Below are 21,337 nucleotides of genomic sequence, written 5' to 3' on the forward strand. Positions count from 1 at the left end.
CGCGTCAGCCGCGCGAGAAGAGCGAGCGCTTCTTCTTGACCGGCTTGAGCTGCTTCTGCAGGTAGATCGTGCCGAGCCATCGGCCGAACTTGAAGCCGACGCGCCCCATGCGCCCGACCTCGACGAAGCCGAGCTTCTCGTGCAGGGCGACGGATGCCTCGGCCCCCTTGTCGCTGATGACGGCGACCATCTGGTGGATGCCGGCCTGCTCGCTCGCCTCGATCAGCGCCACCAGCAGCGCACGCCCGAGACCCTTGCCGGTCGCGGCGTGCCCGAGGTAGATCGAGTTCTCCACGCTGTAGCGGTACGCCGACTTCGCCGACATCGGCTGCACGAGCGCGTACCCGAGCACCTGCCCGGTCGGCGAGACCGCCACCAAGAACGGCATCTGCAGCTGTTGCAGATGCGCGGCCTTCTGCCGCCACTGCGCGAGCGACCACTTCTTCTCATCGAAGGTGACGACCGAATTGGTGACGTAGTAGTTGTAGATCTCGCGGATGTCGGGGATGTCCTCGTTCTGCACGGGACGGATCTCGTACGAGAACGGTCGCTCGACCTCGACGCGCCGCAGATGCGCAGGCAGCCGCCGACGCGACTTCTCGTACTCCTCCTCCAGCATGCGCGACAGCCTACGCGCCTGCTGTTACGCGGGCATCACCGCGGGAAGACGCCAGTCCACCGGCGTGGCGCCCTGCTGCGCGAGCAGGTCGTTCGCGCGTGAGAACGGTCGCGAGCCGAAGAACCCCCGCGACGCCGACAGCGGCGACGGGTGCGCCGACTCGATGACGGGGGTCGCTCCCAGCAGCGGTGTGAGGTTCGCGGCGTCGCGCCCCCACAGGATCGCGACCAGCGGCGCGTCACGGTCGGCGAGCGTGCGGATCGCGTGCTCGGTGACTCTCTCCCAGCCCCAGCCGCGGTGCGACGCGGGCGCGCCCGGCGCGACCGTCAGCACTCTGTTCAGCAGCATGACGCCCTGATCGCTCCACGCGGACAGGTCGCCGTGCGCCGCGGGCTCGATGCCCAGATCGCTCTGCAGCTCTTTGTAGATGTTGCCGAGGCTGCGCGGCAACGGTCGCACGTGCGCGTCGACGGCGAACGACAGGCCGATCGGGTGCCCCGGTGTCGGGTACGGGTCCTGCCCGACGATGAGCACCTTGACCTCTGCCAAGGGTCGCGCGAACGCGCGCAGCACCCGGTCGCCCGCCGGCAGGTAGTGGCGGCCCGCCGCCGTCTCGGCCCGCAGCCGCTCGCCGAGGGCGGCGATGTCAGGCGCGACAGGCGCGAGGGCTGCGGCCCAGCCCGAGTCGAGGAGCCCCGCGGCGGCGAGCTCGTCGAGGCTCATCGCCATCAGGCGCTCGCGGCGTCGCCCGTCGCGCCGGCATCCTCTTCGGTGACCGTGCCGCGCGCCGACCAGGGGAAATCGATCCAACGGTCGGTCTTGCGCCACGAGTAGTCGGGCGTCGCGACCGAGCCGGGCTTCGTGTAGATGCACACGGAGCGCACGTCCGCCCCGGCATCCTTCAGCATCTGCACGGCGAGCGCGAGCGTGCGGCCGCTGTCGGCGACGTCGTCGACGAGCAGCACGCGCTTGCCGGGCAGGTACCCCATGTCGAGGTCGGGCGGCAGCAGCGCGGGCGCGTCGAGCACCGTGCCGATGCCGGTGTAGAACTCGACGTTCAGGGCGCCGCAGCTCTTGACGCCGAGGCCGTACGCGACGGCTCCGGCGGGCAACAGTCCGCCGCGGGCGATCGCGACGACGACTTCGGGGATGAATCCGTCGGCGACGATCGCGCGAGACAGCGCGCGGGTCGCCTCACCGAAGCCTTCCCAGGTCAGGATTTCGCGGGCTGTGGCGGTGTCGTCGTGAGTCACGCTTCCAACCTAGACTGATCGCCGTGCCCCCGACTCCGACACCGAGCACCCCAGATACCGCGACTGCGCGCCTGAAGTCATCGGCGGTGGGCGTCACGGCGGGGCTCATCGGGTGGTTCATCCTCGTCGAGCTGGTCTCCGGCATCCTGCAGGGGTACTACGTGCCGCTGTTCAGCGACATCGTCGTGAGCCTGGGCATCCACGACTCCGACGTCAACTGGTTCGAGGCCGCGCAGCTGCTGCTGTCAGCGCTCGTCGTCCCCGTCATGGCCAAGCTCGGCGACATGTACGGGCACAAGCGCATCCTGCTGATCGCAGCGGTTCTCACCGCGGGGGCCTCGTGGTGGGTCGCCTTCGCCGGAACGTTCTGGTCATTCCTCGCCGCGTGGGCCCTGCAGGGCTTCTACGTCGTGTGGTTGCCGCTCGAGATCGCGCTCATCTTCGAGCGCGGCCGGCGCCAGCAGCGCGGCGTCTCGACGACCCGGCGCGCGGCGGGTCTGCTCGTCGTGGGTCTGCAGGCCGGTGCGATCATCGGCGCGCTCGCGGCGGGTCGCATCTTCGCGGCGACCGCCGATCTGACCACGACGCTGATCGTCCCCGCCGTCGCGGTGACCCTCATCGCGCTCGTCATCTGGATCGCCGTGCCCGAGTCGACGCCCGAACCGGGTCGCAGCCTCGACACGTGGGGCTTCGTGATCCTCGCGTGGGGCCTGCTGCTGGTCACCGGCGGACTCGCGTGGATGCGCATGATCGGCGAACTGAGCCTCGGTGCGGATGCCTGGGGGTGGGTCATCGGCCTCGTTGTGGCCGGGATCGCGGTCTTCGTGTGGTTCGTCTTCTACGAGCTGCGCCAGACAGACCCCGCTATCGACATCCGCGTGCTGCGCCGTCCCGAGATGTGGCCCGTGCAGGCGACGGCATTCCTCGTCGGCATCAGCCTGCTCGGCGCGCAGGGCCCGCTGTCGACGTACGCCGGCACCGACAGTGCGCTCGGCTACGGACTGGGGCTGGATGCCACGGAGCGCTCGAACCTCATCGGCGTGTACCTCGTCTCGCTCATCATCGGCGCCGTGCTGTTCGCCGTGACCTCACGCAAGGCGAGCCCGCGCATCGTGCTGATCGTCGCGGCGCTGCTGGTCGGCGTCGGGTACGCCCTGTTCCTGCCGTTCCACCTGGAGCTGTGGCAGGTGCTGCTGAACCTGTCGATCGCGGGCCTCGGCTGTGGCGCGCTCGTGGGCGCGATGCCCGCGGCGGCCGCAGCGGCGGCACCCGCCGGACAGACCGGCATCGCCTCGGCGCTGACGAACACGACCAAGACCATCGGCGGGACGTTCTCGTCGGCCGTGTTCGGCGTCGTGCTGGCGGCGGGCGTCGGTGTGGCGGCGAGTCAGACCGCGGCATCCCTCGGCGGATACATGACGGTGTGGGCGATCTGCGCCGCCGGCGGATTCCTCGCCGCAGCCCTGCTGCTGTTCGTCCCCAAGGTCGCCTTCGCCGACGCTCCCCCCGCCTGACCATGTCCCACTTGCGGTAGACCATGTCCCAAAAATGGTTGCTTCAGGCGCGCGCAGACAGCATTTATTGGGACATGGTTCTGCAGGGTGCTACAGCCGCGGGCGCAGGTATCTACAGCCGCGGGCGCAAGGGCCCACGCGCGAGCAGGTGCTGCGCCGACTGCGCGACGGGGCGCATCGTGACGAGGTCGAGGTTGACGTGCCCGGGAGCGTTCAGCGCGTATGCGATGACGCCGGCGACGTCGGATGCCACGAGCGGCTCCGCCACGCCGTCATAGACCTTCTCGGCGGCAGACTGGTCGCCGCCCAGACGGTTGAGGGTGAACTCGGGCGTGTAGACCATGCCGGGCGCGATCTCGGTGACGCGGATCGGCTCGCCGTTCAGCTCGAGCCGCAGCGCGTGCGCGAGCATCGCCTCGCCGGCCTTGGCCGCGTTGTACCCGCCACCGCCCGGGTAGGCCACCTGCGCCGCTGTCGAGGTGACGTACAGCGTGTCGGCGTACGCGTCGGATGCCGCGGCCTGCCGCAGCAGCGGCAGCAGCGCCGCCGTCACGAGCTGGGCCGACAAGACGTTGACCTCGAACATCCAGCGCCAGTCGGCCGGGTCGCCGTCCTCGATCCGGTCGGTGCCGCGCGCACCACCCGCGATGTGCACGAGCGCGTGCACCGGGCCGGATGCCTGAAGGTGCGCGACCAGCGCGTCGACGTCGGCTTCCTGCGTGAGGTCAGCCGCGAACGAGACCGAGCCCACCTCGGCATCCAACTCGGCCAGTCGTTCGGCGCGGCGCGCGACGCCCACGACATCCCACCCGGTCGCGCGCAGCGCGCGCACCGTCGCCTCGCCGATTCCCGAGCTGGCACCGGTCACCACTGCACGTCTGGTCGTCATGGCTCCACGCTACCTCCCCTTCATTACGTCACATTTCCCGGTCGTTGTTGACAAGACGGCCGATCCGTAGTGTCGGTCTGGTCGACGGCATCCGTCGCACCACTTCCCGAAACCGATCTTCCTTCAGGAGCACGACATGTCCGCTGCCGAGCACTGGCGCTTCGAGACCAAGCAGATTCACTCCGGCGCAGCCCCCGACCCGGTCACGAAGGCGCGCGCGACGCCGATCTACCAGACGACCTCGTACGTCTTCGACAACGCCGACCACGCCGCGAACCTGTTCGCGCTGGCCGAGTTCGGCAACATCTACACGCGCATCCAGAACCCGACGCAGGATGTCCTCGAGCAGCGTCTCGCGGCCCTCGAAGGCGGCACGGGCGCGCTCGTGCTCTCGAGCGGCCAGGCCGCGTCGACGTTCTCGGTGCTCAACATCGCCGAGGCGGGCGACCACATCGTCTCGTCCAGCTCGATCTACGGCGGCACGTACAACCTGTTCAAGTACACGCTCGCCAAGCTCGGCATCGAGGTCACGTTCGTCGAGAACCAGGACGACCTCGACGAGTGGCGCCGCGCCGTGCGCCCGAACACGAAGCTGTTCTTCGCCGAGACGATCGGCAACCCGAAGATCAACATCCTCGACATCCGCGCCGTCGCCGACGCCGCGCACGAGGCGGGCGTTCCGCTCATCGTCGACAACACGATCGCGACGCCGTACCTGATCCGTCCGTTCGAGCACGGCGCCGACATCGTCGTGCACTCGGTGACGAAGTTCCTCGGCGGCCACGGCACCACGATCGGCGGCGTCATCATCGACGGCGGCAAGTTCGCCTGGTCGCAGAACGTCGAGAAGTTCCCGGGGCTGACCGTGCCCGACCCGTCGTACCACGGCGCGTCATACACGGCCGCCGTCGGCGACGGCCTGGCCTACATCATCAAGGCGCGCGTGCAGCTGCTGCGCGACCTGGGTTCGGCCATCGCGCCGCAGAGCGCGTGGAACCTCATCCAGGGTGTCGAGACGCTGTCGCTGCGCGTCGAGCGTCACGTGCAGAACGCGCAGGAGATCGCCGAGTGGCTCGAGAACCACGACGACGTCGCCTCGGTCAACTACTCGGGTCTGCCTACGTCGCCCTGGTACTCGGCCGCGAACACCTACGCACCGAAGGGCGTCGGAGCCGTGCTGTCGTTCGAGCTCAAGGGTGGCGTCGACGCGGGCCGCGAGTTCGTCAACTCGCTGAGCCTGTTCAGCCACCTCGCCAACATCGGCGACGTGCGCTCGCTGGTCATCCACCCCGCCTCCACGACGCACTCGCAGCTCACCCCCGAGCAGCAGCTGACCTCCGGCGTCACGCCGGGTCTCGTGCGCCTGTCGGTGGGCCTCGAGAACATCGACGACCTCAAGGCCGACCTCGAGCAGGCACTCGCCGCCGCGCGCAAGGTCTCGGAAGCCGCCCGCGCCTGACCTCGCCTGGTCTGGGGCCCGCGACTGATCTTGCGTGACCCGGCCTGCCCCAAAAGCAGGCTGAACCGTACTCAACCGGCCCGTGGCACCCGCCACGGGCCGGTTGAGCCTGTTTTCGGGCAGTCGCGCGCCCGTAACACGGTCCGGCCGCGCGCCGCGAACGGCCAGAATGGATGCCATGGACTGGCAGGCCTCCGCAGACACGGTGCCGTCGGCGCCGATCTCCGAGGCCGACGCCCGGTTGCTGCGCGCGCGGCCGCCCTCCAGCGGCGCGTGGCGTGACGGCGACCCGGCCGGCGGGCGCCGGTTCGCGGCGCTGGGCGCTTTCCAGACCGAGAACGGCGAGCTACTGCCGGGCGCCCGCCTCGCTTACGAATCCTGGGGGCAGCTGAACCCCGCGGCCGACAACGCGGTGCTCGTCCTCCACGCGCTCACAGGCGACAGCCACGTCCGCGGACCGGCGGGTCCGGGGCATCCGACCGCCGGCTGGTGGGAGGAGATCGTCGGTCCCGGAGCGGCGATCGACACCGACCGCTGGTTCGTCGTGGCCCCGAATATGCTCGGCGGATGCCAGGGGTCAACCGGACCGGCATCCATCGGCCCCGACGGCGCGGAATGGGGCCCGCGCTTTCCGTACCTGACGATCCGCGACCAGGTCGCCGCGCAGGTCGCGCTCGCCGATGCCCTCGGTATCGGCCGCTGGGCCGCCGTCGTCGGCGGATCGATGGGCGGCATGCAGGCGCTGGAGTGGGGCGTCGGGCACCCCGATCGTGTCGAGCGCCTCGCGGTCATCGCGGCGCCGCCGACGACGACCGCCGACCAGATCGCCCTCAACTCGGCGCAGCTGGAGGCCATCCGCATCGACCCCGGGTTCGACGCCGGCGAGTACTACGACGCCGCCGACGGCGAAGGGCCGCACCGCGGCCTCGCCCTCGCGCGGCGCATGGCGCTGCTGAACTACCGCAGCCCGATGGAGCTCAATCTGCGCTTCCAGCGGTCGTGGCAGTCCGATGTCAGCCCGCTCGGCGGCGGCGGCCGCTTCGCGGTCGAGAGCTACCTCGATTTCCACGGCAACAAGTTCACGCGCCGTTTCGACGCGAACAGCTACCTGACCCTCGTCGAGGCGATGAACTCGCACGACGTCGGCCGGGGCCGCGGCGGCGTCGAGGATGCCCTGCGCCTCGTCACCGCGCGCACGCTCGTGCTCGGCATCGACAGCGACCGCCTGTTCCCCGTTGACGGGCAGGAGCGCATCTTCCGCGGCATCCGCCCGACGATCGACGACGCGACGGTCGTGCTCTCGAGCGACTTCGGCCACGACGGCTTCCTCATCGAGATCGAGGCGGTCACCCCGCACCTGCGGCGCCTGCTCGCGTCCTGACGGGGTTGCGCGCACCCCCGCGGCTCAGGAGACGATGACGACCCGGCGCTGGTCCTCGATCGCGTAGCTCACGAGCGCGAGGATGAAGCCGGCGACCGCGAGCACGAGGCCCACCCAGATGGGGGCGACGAAGCCGAAGCCGTGGGCGATGACGAGGCCGCCGAGGAACGCTCCGAGGGCGTTGCCGATGTTGAGCGCCGAATGGTTCAGGGCCGCCGCGATCGACTGGTTGTCACCCGCGACGCTCATCAGGCGCGACTGGATCGTCGGCCCGAGCGCCGAGGTGACGGCGCCGACCGCGAAGATGAAGACGGCGAGCGTGATGATCCACCCGGCGGTCAGCGCCAACAGAAGCTGGATGACGATGAAGACGACGAACCCGCCCAGCAGCGTGCGCTTGAGGTCGATGTCGGCGAGATGCCCACCGATCAGGTTGCCGACGGTCATGCCGACGCCCATCACGACGAGCACGATCGGCACGGCCCACTCCGGTGCACCGGCGACGTGGGTGACGATCGGCGCGATGTAGCTGTACGCGGCGAAGAACCCGCCGAACCCGACCGCGCCGATACCGATCGCGAACCAGACCTGCGGAATGCGGAACGCGCTCAACTCGGCCCGCAGCGTGCGGGCGGGGTCTCCCGCGTGCGCGGGCACGAACAGCGCCACCAGGACGGTCGTCAGCGCGAAGATGCCGGCGACGATCGCGAATGCGATGCGCCAGCCCAGCTGCTGGCCGAGGAAGGTCCCCAGCGGCACCCCAACGATGTTGGCGACGGTCAGGCCGCTGAGGATGAACGCAGCGCCGCGGGCACGCGAACCGGGGCCGAGGACGTCCGAGGCGACGAGCGCGCCGATGCCGAAGTAGGCGCCGTGCGGCAGCCCGGCGAGGAACCGCGAGACCGCGATGAGCTCGAAGTTCGGCATGAGGAACGTCAGCGCGTTGAACAGCGTCAGCGCGGCGGCGAGCGCGAGCATGACGCGATGACGGGGGTACTTGGCGACGGATGCCGCGATCGTCGGCGCCCCGACGACGACGCCCAGCGCATACAGCGAGATGAGCCAGCCGGCCTGGGCGATGGCTGCTTCAGCGTCGGTGGCCGACAGCCCGGGCAGCACGTCAGCGGCGATCTGCGGCAGCAGTCCCATGACGACGAACTCGGTCATGCCGATGCCGAATGAGCCTATGGCGAGGGAAAGGAGCGCCCTCGTCGCCGCCCCCCTCGTGATTGTCGAGGAGGTCACCCGGCAATGCTACCGGCCGTCAGAGGCACCGGGCTCCGATCTCTGAATCGATTCGACAGCCGCTTCGAGGCGCTCGATCTTCCCGTCGATCTCGCCCGTGTGGCCGGGCCGGATGTCGGCCTTGAGCACGAGCGACACGCGCGATCCGAACGGCAGCACCGCGTCGGTCGCCGCCTTCACGACGGCGAAGACCTCGTCCCACTCCCCCTCGACCTCGGTGAACATCGAGGTCGTGCGGTGCGGCAGACCCGATGCGCGCACGACGGCGACGGCCGCCGCGACGGCGTCATGCACCGAGCCGTCGGGGTTGACGGCACCGTTGGCAGGTGCGCCGCTCGGGGCAACGGAGAAGGCGATCAACATGGGTCCTCCAAGGGGCAAAAAACGGGCGAATGACCGAAGAAGCGGGTGAGACGTGATCAGGCGGATGCCACGGCGGCGCCCACCTCGGCATCCTGCCGGGGCGCGACAGGCAGTCGCACGAGGCGCACGACCATCCAGACGAACATCGCGACGAGCGCGAGGTTGCGCAGCGTCAGGACCGTGACGGCGATTGATTCCGGATACAGGATGCCGTTGTAGAGCACCGGGTACACGAGCTGGGTGAGCAGTGCCATGGCCAGGGCAGCGGCCGCGGGCAGCGCCCACGCACCCCGCGAGATGACGAGCCCCAGCACGATCGAGGGGATGAGCCACGCGAGGTACTGCGGCGAGCCGACCTTGTTGAAGACGATGAACCCGAGCACGAACGCGAGCGACAGTGCCGGGAACAGCGAGGCGAATCGCGCGCCGCGCCACGCCTGAACCGCACCCAGCACGGCGACGCCGACCATCGCGACAGCGAGGATCGGCGTCATGGCCGCGATGACGGGGTCGATGTCGGCGCCGGTGATCTGGAACGTGCGGATCTCGGGCGAGTAGTAGACCTGGAACCCCGGGATGCCCAGCAGCGCGCCCCACAGGTACCAGGTCGCCACCGGCGCTTCGACCTGCAGTCCGCGCGTGGTCTGCTCGCCGACGAAGCCGAGCAGGTGAGATCCCCCGCCGGCTGCGACGACGACGATCACCGTGCACGCTGTGACGGCGAGGGCGCCGCCGATGATCGCGCCGCGTCGGCGCACGGCGAAGACGGCCGCGGCCAGCAGCGCCGCAGGCCACACCTTGATCCACGTCGCGACGGCCAGCACGACCGACGCGGCCCACGGGCGGCCGACGAGCCACAGGCATCCGATGATGCCCAGCGGCACGGTGAAGCCGTCCAGGCGGTAGAGACCGACCGGCCCGAGCAGAGCGATGTATGCGAGCCAGAACCAGGCGGCGGTGCAGCGCCCCGTCGAGCGGGCGCGGCCGACGAGCATGGCGAACGCGACGGCATCCATCAGGCTGACCAGGATCGCCCACCCGATCGTGTACCCGGCGATCGGCGAGAACGCGTGGGCGAGCACGATCGGGATGATCGCGAGCTGCGGGTAGACCCAGTCCGAGTCGATGCCGACGATGCCGTCGCCGACGAGGGCTTGCGACGACCACGGCTCGTAGACGCCGTACACGTCACCCATCGGCTGATTCGGCAGCAGGAACCCGAGCCAGCCGACGCCGAGATGCACGATCACGAACGCGATCCACAACACAGCACGTCTCGACACCCTCCCCATCCTAGGGAGCGGGCGCGAGAGGATGCCTGAGAGGGTGTGCCGCCGCCGGATGCCGCCGCGTGCGGGCGAGCGCGGGCGCCCGCGGCGCCCGAGGCCGCAGATGGGCGATTCAGCGCGCGGCGACCCGGGCGTCGTACGCGTCGCGGGCCGCGGCGATGTCGGCCTGCGTGTCCACCGCCCAGTTCGCGAGGGCGGCAGCGGGCCCGATGAGCGTCCGCCCGAGCGGGGTCAGCTCGTACTCCACGCGCGGGGGGACCTCGGCGTGCAGCGTGCGGGTGACCAGCCCGTCGCGCTCGAGATTGCGCAGCGTCTGCGTCAGCATCCGCTGCGAGATGCCGGGGATGTGGCGCTGAAGTTCGCTGAAGCGGAGTACTCCCGAGCTCAGCGTCCCGATCACCAGCAGTGTCCACTTGTCGCCGACGCGGTCGAGCAGTTCGCGGATCGCGCGGCCCTGATCGGTCTGGAGGCACTGGTCCTCATATCCACTGCGCGGCACCCAGGCCAGGCCCTCGATGTCCTGCATTGTTCCTCCCGCCTGAGGCACTCGAAAGTGCCTTTTGTATCGCGTTTCGACTTGACGCACGATGGGGCGATTACCCATCGTAACCAAGTTCCTCTTTGTAAGGGAGTAACCATGCCCAGCATCGCCATCGTCGGAGCCGGCCCAGGTCTCGGCCGCTCGCTCGCCCACCTGTTCGGCAGCCACGGCTTCGACGTCGCACTCGTCTCGCGCAACCCCGACAAGCTCGCCGCCCTGCAGGGCGAGCTCGTCGCCGCGGGCATCAGGGCTGAGTCCTTCCCCGCCGATGCGGCGGATCCGAACGCGCTCGCCACAGCCCTCGCCGCTGCAGCCGAACGGTTCGGCGGCATCGACGTGCTCGAGTTCTCGCCCTACGCGGGGCTCGAGGTCGTCGCGCCCACAGACGCCACGGTCGAGAACCTCACCCCCGCGCTCGAGGTCACCCTGCTCGGCGGCGTCGCGGCGATCCACGCCGTACTGCCCGGGATGCTCGAGCGTGGTGCCGGCACGATCCTCGTGACGACCGGCGGCGGGGCGATCACCCCCTACCCGATGCTTGCGACGGTCAACGCGGCGCAGGCGGGCCTGCGCAACTACGTGCACAACCTGCACCAGACCGTCGCCGACCGGGGCATCCATGCCGCGACCGTCGCCATCAATGTGTTCATCGGCGCCGAGGCCCCTGAGGGCGTGCCGCACCTGCACCCCGACGAGATCGCGAAGGTCTACTGGGACCTGCACACCCGTCGCGACCGCGTCGAGCAGCTCGTCACGAGCCACCCCGACGGGGTCTGACGGGGGGCGGTCGGTCAGGCGGCCGGGGGTTAGCCCGCGGCGCCGGGCCCGGCCGGGCCGCTGGGTGCGTCCAGCCCGAGCAGCCCGCCCACGACGGATGCCACGGCATCAGCGACATCGAGCGCCGTGATCGGGCCGCCGCCGCGCGCCGCCGAAGCGGCCGCGGCGGCGTGCCCGTGCAGCAGCGCCGCCGTCGCCGCGAGGGGCCCGAGCGCATCGACGGCATCCGGCCCGGTCTGTCCCGAAAGCGGGTCGGATGCCGCGGCCACGAGCGCCCCGAGGATGCCACCCAGCACGTCGCCCGTCCCCGCGGTCGCGAGCCAGGTCGTGGGCGAGGCCACGACGAGAGTCTGTCCGCGCCGCGTCGCCACGATCGTGCGGGAACCCTTCAGAAGCACCGTCGCCCCGAGGGCGGCAGCCGTCTCGAGCGCCGCCGCGGCACGGGCCTCGTCGCCGACGAGCGCGTCTGCCGGCGCAAGCCCCGCCGCCGCGCGCAGGCGGGCGTGCTCACGATCGTGCGGCGTGACGACGACGGGCGCGCCACCGTGGCGACCCACGACCAGTTCGATCGCACCCGCGTCGACGACGACCGGCACGGGGCCACCCAGCACGGCGCGCAGCGCATCAGCATCCACCCCGGCATCCGCCGCCTCGACCCCGCCGTGCTGGGCCGACATCGCGGGCATCCCCGAGCCGATGAGCCACGCTTGCACCCGCCCGTCCTCGGTCACGGTCTCGGGACGGCGGGCCAGAACCAGCGCGGTCGGGCGTTCGGGCCCGAGGTAGCGCACCATGCCGACGCCCGTCCGGTGCGCGGCCTCGACGCCGAGGACGGCCGCACCGGGGTAGCGCTGCGAACCCGTGCGGACGCCGAGCACGCCTCGGGAATACTTGTCTTCGGTGGCGGTTGGCCTTCTCAGTACCCGTGCCGCGTCGCGCATCGTCCACTCGAGCGTCATGGCGTCACCCTACCCGCGTCACCGATCTGGAGCGTCTCCCGCATGAGCCTGCTGTTCTCCCCGATGGATCTCGCCGGCCGCACCGTGCGCAACCGCCTGTGGGTCGCGCCGATGTGCCAGTACTCGGCGACCGACGGTGTGCCCAACGACTGGCACCACGTGCACCTCGCGCAGTTCGCCTCGGGCGGCGCCGGCGTCGTGATCGCCGAAGCGACGGCCGTCGTGCCCGAGGGGCGCATCTCGCCCGAAGACGTCGGTCTGTGGAACGACGCGCAGCGGGATGCCTGGGCGCCCATCGTCGCCGCCATCCGGGCGCGCGGCGCGATGCCGGGCGTGCAGCTCGCGCACGCCGGACGCAAGGCATCCACCTGGTCGCCGTTCACGGGGCAGCGCGGTTCCGTGCCCGTGGACGCGGGCGGCTGGCAGACCGTCGCGCCGTCGGCTGTGGCGTTCGACGGCTTCGCCGACCCGGTCGCGCTGGATGTCGCGGGCATCGACGCCGTCGTCGAGGCGTTCGCCGCGGCGGCGGTCCGCGCGGTCGCCGCCGGGTTCGAGATGCTCGAGCTGCACGCGGCACACGGGTACCTGCTGCACCAGTTCCTGTCACCGCTGTCCAACCTGCGCGAGGACGAGTACGGCGGGTCGCTGGAGAACCGCGCGCGGCTGCTGCTGCGCGTCATCGACGCCGTGCGGGCGGCAGCGCCCGACGCGATCCTGACGGTGCGTCTGTCTGCCACCGACTGGGCCGAGGGCGGCTGGGATGCCGCGCAGACCTCGACGGTCGTGCGCTGGGCCGCCGAGCACGGCGCCGTGTTCTTCGACATCTCGTCGGGCGGGCTCGTCGCCCACCAGCAGATCGTCACCGGCCCGGGCTACCAGGTGCACCTGGCCGCCGAGGTGCGCGCGGCGGCGGGTGTCGCCGTCGGCGCGGTCGGCGAGATCACGACCGGCCCGCAGGCCGAGAGCGTCCTCGCCGAAGGCGATGCCGACGTCATCCTCGCGGGTCGTGAGTGGCTGCGCGACCCGCACTTCGCGCTGCGCGCCGCGACCGAACTCGGCGAGCCCGCCGCGGCCCCCTGGCCGCCGCAGTACGTCCGCGCCCGTCCCCGCGCATGACCCCGGACGATCGCCCCGGCGCATAGCGCACTGACCCCCGAGCCTGTCGCGACCCCCGAGCTTGTCGAGGGGTCAGTACCCCCGCCGGGTCGCATCGTGCACTTCGCCGACGAGCTCCTCGATGATGTCCTCCAGGAACAGCACGCCGGTCGTGACGCCCTCGGCGTTGCGCACCTGCGCGAGGTGACGACTCGAGCGGCGCATGAGGGCGAGGGCATCCTCGAGGTCGGTCGATTCCAGCAGCGACACCATGTGGTGGATCCGCTTGGACTTGATCGGTGCGGCGACCTTGTTCTCGGCATCCGCGCCTTCGGCGGCGCGCAGCACGTCCTTGAGGTGCACGTAGCCGATGGGCACGTCGGCGGCATCCACGATCACGTACCGCGAGAACCCGTGCTTGGCGACGGCCCGCTCGATCTCGTCGGGCGTCGTGATCTCGGGCAGCGTCACCAACTGCGACAGCGGCACGGCGATGTCGCGCGCCTTCTTGTCGGTGAACTCGACGGCAGCCGTCACGGCACCCGACGCGTCGTCGAGCACGCCCTCGATGCGCGACTGGTTCACAATTGTGGCGACCTCGTCCAGCGTGAACGTCGACGCGGCCTCGTTGCGCGGCTCGACGCGGAATAGCCGCACCGCGTGATTGGCAACCCAGTTCAGCGCAACGATGATCGGATAGAAGAGCTTCGACACCCACACGAGCGGCGTCGCGAGCATCAGCACGGCGCGATCGGGCAGCGAGAACGCCAGGTTCTTCGGCACCATCTCGCCGAACACGACGTGCAGGTACGACACGACGACGAGCGCGATCGCGAACGCGACCCCGCCGATGACGGCTTCGCTCCAGCCGGTGAGGCCCAGCGGCCCCTCCAGCAGGTGGTGGATCGCCGGCTCCGACACGTTCAGGATCAGCAGCGAGCAGATCGTGATGCCGAGCTGGCAGGTGGCCAGCATGAGCGTCGCGTGCTCCATCGCGTACAGCGCGGTCTTCGCCCCGCGCGACCCCTTCTCGGCGAGCGGTTCGATCTGTGAGCGACGGGCCGAGATGACCGCGAACTCGGATGCCACGAAGAATCCGTTGAACGCGAGCAGCACGACCAGCCATGCCAGGCCTGCCCAGTCGCTCATCGCCGCTCACCTCCCTCGATCTCGGCCCCTTCCGGCAGCGGACGCGGGGTGAACTTCACGCGGTCGACGCGGCGACCGTCCATGCGCTGCACCTCGAGGATGCCGTCCTCGAGTTCGATGCTGTCGCCGACGGTGGGGATCCGCTCGAGCGTCGACATCACGAACCCGCCGACGGTGTCATAGACCTCGCCTTCGGGCACGCGGATGCCCGTGCGGTCGAGCACCTCGTCGGGGCGCAGCTCACCGGGGAAGATGACGGCGTCGGCGACGCGGACGACGCCGGCGCGGCTCCGGTCGTGTTCGTCGAGCACCTCACCGACGATCTCCTCGACGAGGTCCTCGAGCGTCACGACGCCAGCGGTGCCGCCGTACTCGTCGACGACGATGGCCATCTGGTACCCACCGGCGCGCAGTTCGGACATCACGGCATCCAAGTGCACGGCCTCCGGCACGCGCAGCGGTTCTTCCGCGATCGCGGCGGCGGGCACTTCGGCGCGGCGGTCGCGGGGAACACTGACGGCCTGCTTGAGGTGCACGATGCCCGTGATGTCGTCCATCGAGTCGGCGTACACGGGGAACCTGCTGTGGCCGGTGCGGCGCGCGAGCTGGATGACATCCTCGACGCTGTCGCCGGCGGCGACCGCGTGGATCGACGGGCGCGGCGTCATGACATCCGCCGTCGTCAGCCGCGCGAAGGTCAGGGTGCGGTTCAGCAGCGACGCGGTGTCCTGCTCGAGCACACCCGCGCTCGCGGAGCGCCGCACGAGACTCGACAGCTCGTCGGCCGTTCGAGCGCCCGACAGCTCCTCCTTGGGTTCGATCCCCATGCTGCGCAGGATGGCGTTCGCACTGCCGTTGAGCACCGCGACGGCGGGGCGGAACACGGTCGTGAAGCCGACTTGGAACGGCATGACCAACTTGGCCGTCTGCCGCGGGATGGCCAGAGCGAAGTTCTTCGGCACGAGTTCGCCGAGGATCATCGAGAAGATCGTGGCGATCGCGATGGCGACGACCGTCGAGATCGTGCGCGCGACGGCATCCGGTATGCCGCCCGCCGTGAACAGCGGGCTGAGCAGGTTCGTCAGCGCCGGTTCCATCGTGTAGCCGGTGAGCAGCGTCGTGAGCGTGATGCCCAGCTGCGCGCTGGAGAGGTGGGTCGACGTGATCTTCAGCGCGTCAATCGTCAGTGACAGCCGCGACTCGCCGGCGGCCTGGCGGGCTTCGAGGTCGGCGCGGTCGAGGTTGACGAGCGCGAACTCGCTCGCGACGAACAGGCCGGTACCAACGGTGAGCAGCAGCCCCACGCCCAACATGACGTAATCCATCACATGTCACCCCCGCTCACGCGGGAGGAGGGTTGGTGGGGCGAACGTCTGCAACTGGGAGGGTCGTCCATTGTGCCGACGATTCTACGGCACCGCCGCCGAGATGCCGCCGTGTCCTACCAGCTGACCGGCAGGGCCTTGCCCTCTTCGTACCCGGCGGCGGACTGCAGTCCGACGGTCGCGCGCTCGTGGAACTGCGCGACCGTGGATGCCCCGGCGTAGGTGAACGACGAGCGCACGCCCGACGTGATCATGTCGACGAGGTCCTCAACCGAAGGGCGCAGCGGGTCGAGGTAGATCTTCGACGACGAGATGCCCTCGGCGAACAGCTCCTTGCGGGCGCGCTCGTACGCGTCGAGGCGGCCGAAGCGGCCCTGAACGGCCTTCGTGGAGGCCATGCCCCACGACTCCTTGTACACGCGGCCGCCCTCATCGACCTGCAGGTCGCCCGGCGCCTCGATCGTGCCGGCGAACCACGAGCCGATCATGACGGATGCCGCGCCGGCGGCGAGCGCCAGGGCGACGTCGCGGGGGTAACGCACTCCCCCGTCGGCCCACACGTGCGCACCCAGTTCGGCCGCCGCTTGCGCGGTCTCGAGCACGGCGGAGAACTGCGGGCGGCCGACGGCGGTCATCATGCGGGTCGTGCACATCGCGCCGGGGCCGACGCCGACCTTGAGGATCGAAGCACCCGCCTCGACGAGGTCGCGGGCTCCCTCGGCTGTGACGATGTTGCCGGCCGCGATCGGGATGCCGAGGTCGAGGCCCGCGACGGTGTCGAGCGCGCGCAGCATGCCCTCCTGATGCCCGTGCGCCGTGTCGACGACGAGCACGTCGACACCGGCTGCGACGAGGGCCCGCGCCTTCGCCGCGACGTCGCCGTTGATGCCGACCGCGGCGGCGACGATGAGCCTGCCGTCCGCGTCGACGGCGGGCCGGTACAGCGTCGCGCGCAGCGCGGTGCGCTGCGAGAGCGTTCCGACGAGGTAGCCGTGGTGCAGAACGCACACGATGTCGGCCTCGGTCGCGACGACCAGGTCGAACGCGTGGCGGGCATCGGTCACGTCGTCGGCGTCGATGGCGGCGGCGCGTCCGCGCGCGAGATCGCCCAGGCGGGCATCAGGCAGGGCCGTACCGAGCCGCGTCGCCGGCAGCACGCCGAGGATGTCGTCGACGTGCACTCGGTCGGATGCCTCGCGCACGACGACGATCCCGTGCCCGGTCGTCGCCGGCAGCAGCACCGCGGCGTCGGCGACAGTCGCCTCGGCAGGCAGCACGATGGGGGTGTCCCACCGCACAGGCTGGTCCTTGACCCAGCGGATCGCGGCATCGAGGTTCTGCAGCGGCATGTCCTGCGGCAGCACGCCGAGTCCGCCCCGTCGGGCGAGGGCAGCGGCCAGGCGCGGACCCGTGACGGAGTTCATGTTGGAGGCGACGAGCGGGATCGTGGCGGTCGAGCCATCCCCGGGCGACAGGTCGACGTCGAGGCGGCTCGTCACGGATGAATGCCGCGGAACCAGGAAGACATCAGAGTACGTCAGATCGACGGTGGGAGCCGGGCCGGAGAAGTGCATGCGACCACGGTACCCACTGCATTCCTGGGATACCCTTGATGAATGTGTGCGTGTGGGCTGCACAGGCCCCGCACCGTGTGGACTTCATCGATGAAAGCAGGCGCATACCGTGTCCAATCCGGCGACCGGCGTGGGGACTTCGAACGACGGCGACTTCGGGGCCAACGAGTGGCTCGTCGCTGAAATGTACGACCAGTTCGCGAAGGATCGCGAATCGGTCGACCGGTCGTGGTGGCCGGTGCTCGAGGCGTACGAGCAGGCACACAAGGATGCCCCGGCAGCGCCGCAGGCATCCACCCCCGCCACCCCCGCCACCCCGGCCGCCTCGGTCGCGACGACGGCGCCCGCCGCCGCGACCGAGGCTCGCCCGCTGACTGCACCGATCCCCGTCGTGGGCGCTCAGCCGGTCGCGAAGACCACCACGCGCCCCGCCGCGCGGCCGCCCGTGCCCGCGCAGGCGCCGAAGGTCGAGCCCGCTGCGCCGACCGACGAGACCGGCGTCGATGTCGTGACGCCCCTGCGCGGCATGCCGAAGACCCTCGCGGCGAACATGGACGAGTCGCTGACCGTCCCCACTGCGACGAGCGTGCGCACGGTGCCGGCCAAGCTCATGATCGACAACCGCATCGTGATCAACAACCACATGTCGCGCACGCGCGGCGGCAAGGTCAGCTTCACGCACCTCATCGGCTGGGCGCTGATCCAGGCGCTGAAGGTCTTCCCGAGCCAGAACGTGTCGTACGCAGAGGTCGACGGCAAGCCGTCAGTCATCGCCCCCGCCCATGTGGGTCTCGGCATCGCGATCGACCTGCCCAAGCCCGACGGCACGCGCGCGCTCATGGTGCCGTCGATCAAGCAGGCCGAGTCGCTCACGTTCGGCGAGTACCTCGCCGCGTACGAAGACCTCGTCAAGCGCGCCCGCGGAAACAAGCTGACCGCGGCCGACTTCCAGGGCACGACGATCTCGCTGACCAACCCGGGCGGCATCGGCACCGTCCACTCGGTGCCCCGCCTCATGAAGGGCCAGGGCTGCATCGTCGGCGCCGGCGCCCTCGAGTACCCCGCCGAGTTCCAGGGCTCGAGCGAGAAGACGCTCGTCGAGCTCGGCATCGGCAAGACGATCACCCTGACGAGCACGTACGACCACCGGGTCATCCAGGGCGCCGGCTCGGGCGAGTTCCTCAAGATCGTGCACGAGCTGCTCACGGGCCAGCGCGACTTCTACGAGGGCATCTTCGCGGCGCTGCGGATCCCGTACGCGCCGATCCACTGGTCCAACGACATCAACGTCGACCTCGCCGAGCGCGTCGACAAGCAGGCCCGCGTGCAGGAGCTCATCAACTCGTACCGCGTGCGCGGTCACCTCATGGCCGACATCGACCCGCTCGAGTACGTGCAGCGCACGCACCCCGACCTCGAGATCGAGAGCCACGGCCTGACGTTCTGGGACCTCGACCGCGAGTTCGTGACCGGTGGCTTCGGCGGCCGCCGCACGATGAAGCTGCGTGACATCCTCGGCGTGCTGCGCGACTCGTACTGCCGCACACTCGGCGTCGAGTACATGCACATCCAAGACCCCGCACAGCGAAAGTGGTTCCAAGACAACGTCGAGGTCAAATACCAGAAGCCCAGCCATGCCGAGCAGCTGCGCATCCTCGACAAGCTCAACCAGGCCGAGGCGTTCGAGACGTTCCTGCAGACCAAGTATGTCGGGCAGAAGCGCTTCAGCCTCGAAGGCGGCGAGTCGCTGATCCCCCTTCTGGACCAGATCCTGCAGGGCGCGGCGGGCGCGAACTTGGAGGGAGCCGCGATCGGCATGGCTCACCGCGGCCGCCTCAACGTCCTGACCAACATCGCCGGCAAGACCTACAGCCAGATCTTCCGCGAGTTCGAGGGATCAGTGGCGATCGGCTCGAAGAGCGGGTCGGGCGACGTCAAGTACCACCTGGGCACTGAGGGCACGTTCGTGTCGGATGCCGGGACCGAGATCCCGGTCTACCTCGCCGCCAACCCGTCGCACCTCGAGACCGTCGACGGCGTGCTCGAGGGTGTCGTGCGCGCCAAGCAGGACCGCATGCCGATCGGCAGCTTCGCGTGGATGCCGATCCTCGTCCACGGTGACGCGGCATTCTCGGGCCAGGGTGTCGTCGTCGAGACGCTGCAGATGTCGCAGTTGCGCGGATACCGCACCGGCGGCACGGTGCACGTCGTCGTCAACAACCAGGTCGGCTTCACGACGCTGCCGCAGGATGGCCGCACGTCGGTCTACGCGACCGACGTCGCCAAGACGATCCAGGCGCCGATCTTCCACGTCAACGGCGACGACCCCGAAGCTGTCGTCCGCGTGGCAGAGCTCGCCGTCGCCTACCGCCAGGAGTTCAAGCGCGACGTCGTCATCGACCTGGTCTGCTACCGCCGTCGCGGTCACAACGAGGGCGACGACCCGTCGATGACGCAGCCGCTCATGACGAACCTCATCGAGGCCAAGCGCTCGGTTCGGCGTCTGTACACCGAGTCACTCGTCGGCCGCGGTGACATCACCGAAGAGGAATACGACAAGGCGAAGGCCGACTTCCAGAACCGCCTCGAGATCGCCTTCGCCGAGACGCACGCGGCCGAGACGGGAGCCACCGGCATCGTCTCGCCCACCAGCGGCAGCCTCGACCCGGTCGTCGGCGAGCCCGAGACCACCGGTGTCGCCACCGAGGTCGTGCACCAGATCGGCGACGCGTTCGTCAACAAACCCGAGGGCTTCACGGTGCACAGCAAGCTGCAGCAGCTGCTCGAGAAGCGCCTCGACATGAGCCGCAACGGCCTCATCGACTGGGGCTTCGGCGAACTGCTCGCGTTCGGCTCGCTGCTCATGGAGGGCACCAACGTGCGCCTCGCCGGTCAGGATGCCCGACGCGGCACGTTCGTGCAGCGCCACGCCGTGCTGCATGACCGCGCGAACGGCCAGGAGTGGCTGCCGCTGGCGAACCTGTCCGAGAGCCAGGGGCGCTTCTATGTCTACGACTCGCTGCTGAGCGAGTACGCGGCGATGGCGTTCGAGTACGGCTACTCGGTCGAGCGTGCCGACACCCTCACCCTGTGGGAGGCCCAGTTCGGCGACTTCGCCAACGGCGCCCAGTCGGTCATCGACGAGTACATCTCGGCGGCCGACCAGAAGTGGGGTCAGCAGTCGAGCGTCGTGCTGCTGCTGCCGCACGGCTACGAGGGCCAGGGCCCCGACCACTCGTCTGCGCGCATCGAGCGCTACCTGCAGCTGTGCGCGCAGGAGAACATGACGGTCGCCCGCCCGTCGACGCCGGCGTCGTACTTCCACCTGCTGCGTCGCCAGGCCTATGCGCGGCCGCGCCGTCCGCTGATCGTCTTCACGCCGAAAGCCATGCTGCGTCTGCGCGGCGCGACCAGCAACGTGCAGGACTTCACGACCGGCCGCTTCGAGCCCGTGCTCGACGACGAGCGCGGCATCGACGCGTCGGCCGTGACGCGCGTGCTGCTGCACTCGGGCAAGATCCACTGGGATCTGAAGGCAGAGCTCGAGAAGAAGCCGAACCCGCAGATCGCCCTCGTGCGCCTCGAGCAGCTGTACCCGGCGCCCGTCGACGAGCTCAACGCGATCATCGACCGCTACCCGAACGCCGAGCTGGTCTGGGTGCAGGACGAGCCCGAGAACCAGGGTGCGTGGCCGTTCATCGCACTCGAGGTCGTCAAGCACCTGCACGGGCGCACGATCCGCCGCATCTCGCGGGCTGCTGCCGCCTCGACGGCGGCCGGATCGCCCAAGGTGCACGCCCGCGAGCAGGCCGCGATCCTCGAGACGGCGCTCGCGGTCTGACCAGGATTGCGAGTGGGGGCGGGTGCCATGGCATCCGCCCCCACTCGCATCCCCTCCTGCCTCT

At 70.0% G+C, this 21,337-nt stretch carries 18 protein-coding genes; 6 read left to right on the forward strand and 12 right to left on the reverse strand.

The window, feature by feature from the left end; genetic code table 11:
- Positions 1-4 precede the first annotated feature (4 nt).
- The 3 genes from BGO46_RS00740 to BGO46_RS00750 are packed head-to-tail and all read right to left on the reverse strand — an operon-like array spanning position 5 to position 1,872.
- Positions 5-619: a GNAT family N-acetyltransferase gene (locus tag BGO46_RS00740; protein ID WP_292674699.1), complete on the reverse strand. Its 615-nt coding sequence runs from the start codon at positions 617-619 to the stop codon at positions 5-7.
- 24 nt (positions 620-643) lie between these two features.
- Positions 644-1,348, reverse strand: a complete 705-nt coding sequence (locus tag BGO46_RS00745) for a uracil-DNA glycosylase (protein ID WP_292674696.1) — start codon at positions 1,346-1,348, stop codon at positions 644-646.
- Positions 1,348-1,872 (reverse strand): phosphoribosyltransferase, encoded by a 525-nt coding sequence (locus BGO46_RS00750; protein WP_292674693.1) that lies wholly within the window; start codon positions 1,870-1,872, stop codon positions 1,348-1,350. Before BGO46_RS00750 ends, BGO46_RS00745 begins: the two co-directional genes overlap by 1 nt.
- 71 nt (positions 1,873-1,943) lie before the next feature.
- Between BGO46_RS00750 and BGO46_RS00755 the strand changes: the two genes are divergently transcribed.
- Positions 1,944-3,386: an MFS transporter gene (locus tag BGO46_RS00755; protein ID WP_292674820.1), complete on the forward strand. Its 1,443-nt coding sequence runs from the start codon at positions 1,944-1,946 to the stop codon at positions 3,384-3,386.
- A gap of 112 nt (positions 3,387-3,498) precedes the next feature.
- On the opposite strand, the gene BGO46_RS00760 is transcribed toward BGO46_RS00755, so the two are convergent.
- Positions 3,499-4,275, reverse strand: a complete 777-nt coding sequence (locus BGO46_RS00760) for an SDR family oxidoreductase (RefSeq protein ID WP_292674690.1) — start codon at positions 4,273-4,275, stop codon at positions 3,499-3,501.
- Positions 4,276-4,411: 136 nt separating this feature from the next.
- Between BGO46_RS00760 and BGO46_RS00765 the strand changes: the two genes are divergently transcribed.
- Both BGO46_RS00765 and BGO46_RS00770 read left to right on the forward strand, forming a co-directional pair.
- Positions 4,412-5,734, forward strand: coding sequence for a bifunctional o-acetylhomoserine/o-acetylserine sulfhydrylase (locus BGO46_RS00765; RefSeq protein ID WP_292674687.1), 1,323 nt, complete (start codon positions 4,412-4,414; stop codon positions 5,732-5,734).
- 178 nt (positions 5,735-5,912) lie between these two features.
- On the forward strand, positions 5,913-7,115 hold the full coding sequence (locus BGO46_RS00770) for a homoserine O-acetyltransferase (RefSeq protein WP_292674685.1): 1,203 nt from the start codon (positions 5,913-5,915) through the stop codon (positions 7,113-7,115).
- Positions 7,116-7,139: 24 nt separating this feature from the next.
- On the opposite strand, the gene BGO46_RS00775 is transcribed toward BGO46_RS00770, so the two are convergent.
- The 4 genes from BGO46_RS00775 to BGO46_RS00790 form a co-directional block, all read right to left on the reverse strand.
- Positions 7,140-8,360 carry an MFS transporter gene (locus BGO46_RS00775; RefSeq protein ID WP_292674682.1) on the reverse strand — a complete coding sequence of 407 codons (1,221 nt, stop codon included), beginning with the start codon at positions 8,358-8,360 and terminating at the stop codon, positions 7,140-7,142.
- A gap of 9 nt (positions 8,361-8,369) precedes the next feature.
- A complete protein-coding gene (locus BGO46_RS00780; RefSeq protein WP_292674680.1) occupies positions 8,370-8,723 on the reverse strand; it encodes a thiamine-binding protein in 354 nt (117 codons plus the stop codon).
- A gap of 56 nt (positions 8,724-8,779) precedes the next feature.
- Positions 8,780-10,006 carry a hypothetical protein gene (locus BGO46_RS00785; protein ID WP_292674677.1) on the reverse strand — a complete coding sequence of 409 codons (1,227 nt, stop codon included), beginning with the start codon at positions 10,004-10,006 and terminating at the stop codon, positions 8,780-8,782.
- Between the two features lie 118 nt (positions 10,007-10,124).
- Positions 10,125-10,538 (reverse strand): helix-turn-helix domain-containing protein, encoded by a 414-nt coding sequence (locus BGO46_RS00790; protein WP_292674674.1) that lies wholly within the window; start codon positions 10,536-10,538, stop codon positions 10,125-10,127.
- Positions 10,539-10,649: 111 nt separating this feature from the next.
- Between BGO46_RS00790 and BGO46_RS00795 the strand changes: the two genes are divergently transcribed.
- Entirely contained in the window at positions 10,650-11,330 is a 681-nt protein-coding gene (locus BGO46_RS00795; protein WP_292674671.1) for an SDR family NAD(P)-dependent oxidoreductase, read from the forward strand.
- 29 nt (positions 11,331-11,359) lie between these two features.
- On the opposite strand, the gene BGO46_RS00800 is transcribed toward BGO46_RS00795, so the two are convergent.
- Positions 11,360-12,289, reverse strand: coding sequence for an ADP/ATP-dependent (S)-NAD(P)H-hydrate dehydratase (locus BGO46_RS00800; protein ID WP_292674668.1), 930 nt, complete (start codon positions 12,287-12,289; stop codon positions 11,360-11,362).
- Positions 12,290-12,331: 42 nt separating this feature from the next.
- Between BGO46_RS00800 and BGO46_RS00805 the strand changes: the two genes are divergently transcribed.
- Positions 12,332-13,405, forward strand: coding sequence for an NADH:flavin oxidoreductase/NADH oxidase (locus BGO46_RS00805; RefSeq protein WP_292674665.1), 1,074 nt, complete (start codon positions 12,332-12,334; stop codon positions 13,403-13,405).
- 72 nt (positions 13,406-13,477) lie between these two features.
- Here the strand turns inward: BGO46_RS00805 and BGO46_RS00810 are convergent, their stop codons facing one another.
- The 3 genes from BGO46_RS00810 to BGO46_RS00820 all read right to left on the reverse strand — a co-directional run bounded on the left by BGO46_RS00810 (position 13,478) and on the right by BGO46_RS00820 (position 17,432).
- Positions 13,478-14,533, reverse strand: coding sequence for a hemolysin family protein (locus BGO46_RS00810; protein WP_292674662.1), 1,056 nt, complete (start codon positions 14,531-14,533; stop codon positions 13,478-13,480).
- Positions 14,530-15,858, reverse strand: a complete 1,329-nt coding sequence (locus BGO46_RS00815; protein ID WP_292674659.1) for a hemolysin family protein — start codon at positions 15,856-15,858, stop codon at positions 14,530-14,532. The genes BGO46_RS00810 and BGO46_RS00815 overlap by 4 nt, the downstream gene beginning before the upstream one ends.
- 116 nt (positions 15,859-15,974) lie before the next feature.
- Complete coding sequence (locus BGO46_RS00820; RefSeq protein ID WP_292674656.1) at positions 15,975-17,432, reverse strand: GuaB1 family IMP dehydrogenase-related protein; 1,458 nt, start codon at positions 17,430-17,432, stop codon at positions 15,975-15,977.
- Positions 17,433-17,541: 109 nt separating this feature from the next.
- On the opposite strand from BGO46_RS00820, the gene BGO46_RS00825 reads away from it, so the two are divergent.
- Positions 17,542-21,273: a multifunctional oxoglutarate decarboxylase/oxoglutarate dehydrogenase thiamine pyrophosphate-binding subunit/dihydrolipoyllysine-residue succinyltransferase subunit gene (locus tag BGO46_RS00825; protein ID WP_292674653.1), complete on the forward strand. Its 3,732-nt coding sequence runs from the start codon at positions 17,542-17,544 to the stop codon at positions 21,271-21,273.
- The last annotated feature ends 64 nt before the right edge of the window (positions 21,274-21,337 follow it).

Source organism: Microbacterium sp. 70-16 (assembly GCF_001898315.1).
Classification (GTDB): Bacteria; Actinomycetota; Actinomycetes; order Actinomycetales; family Microbacteriaceae; genus Microbacterium.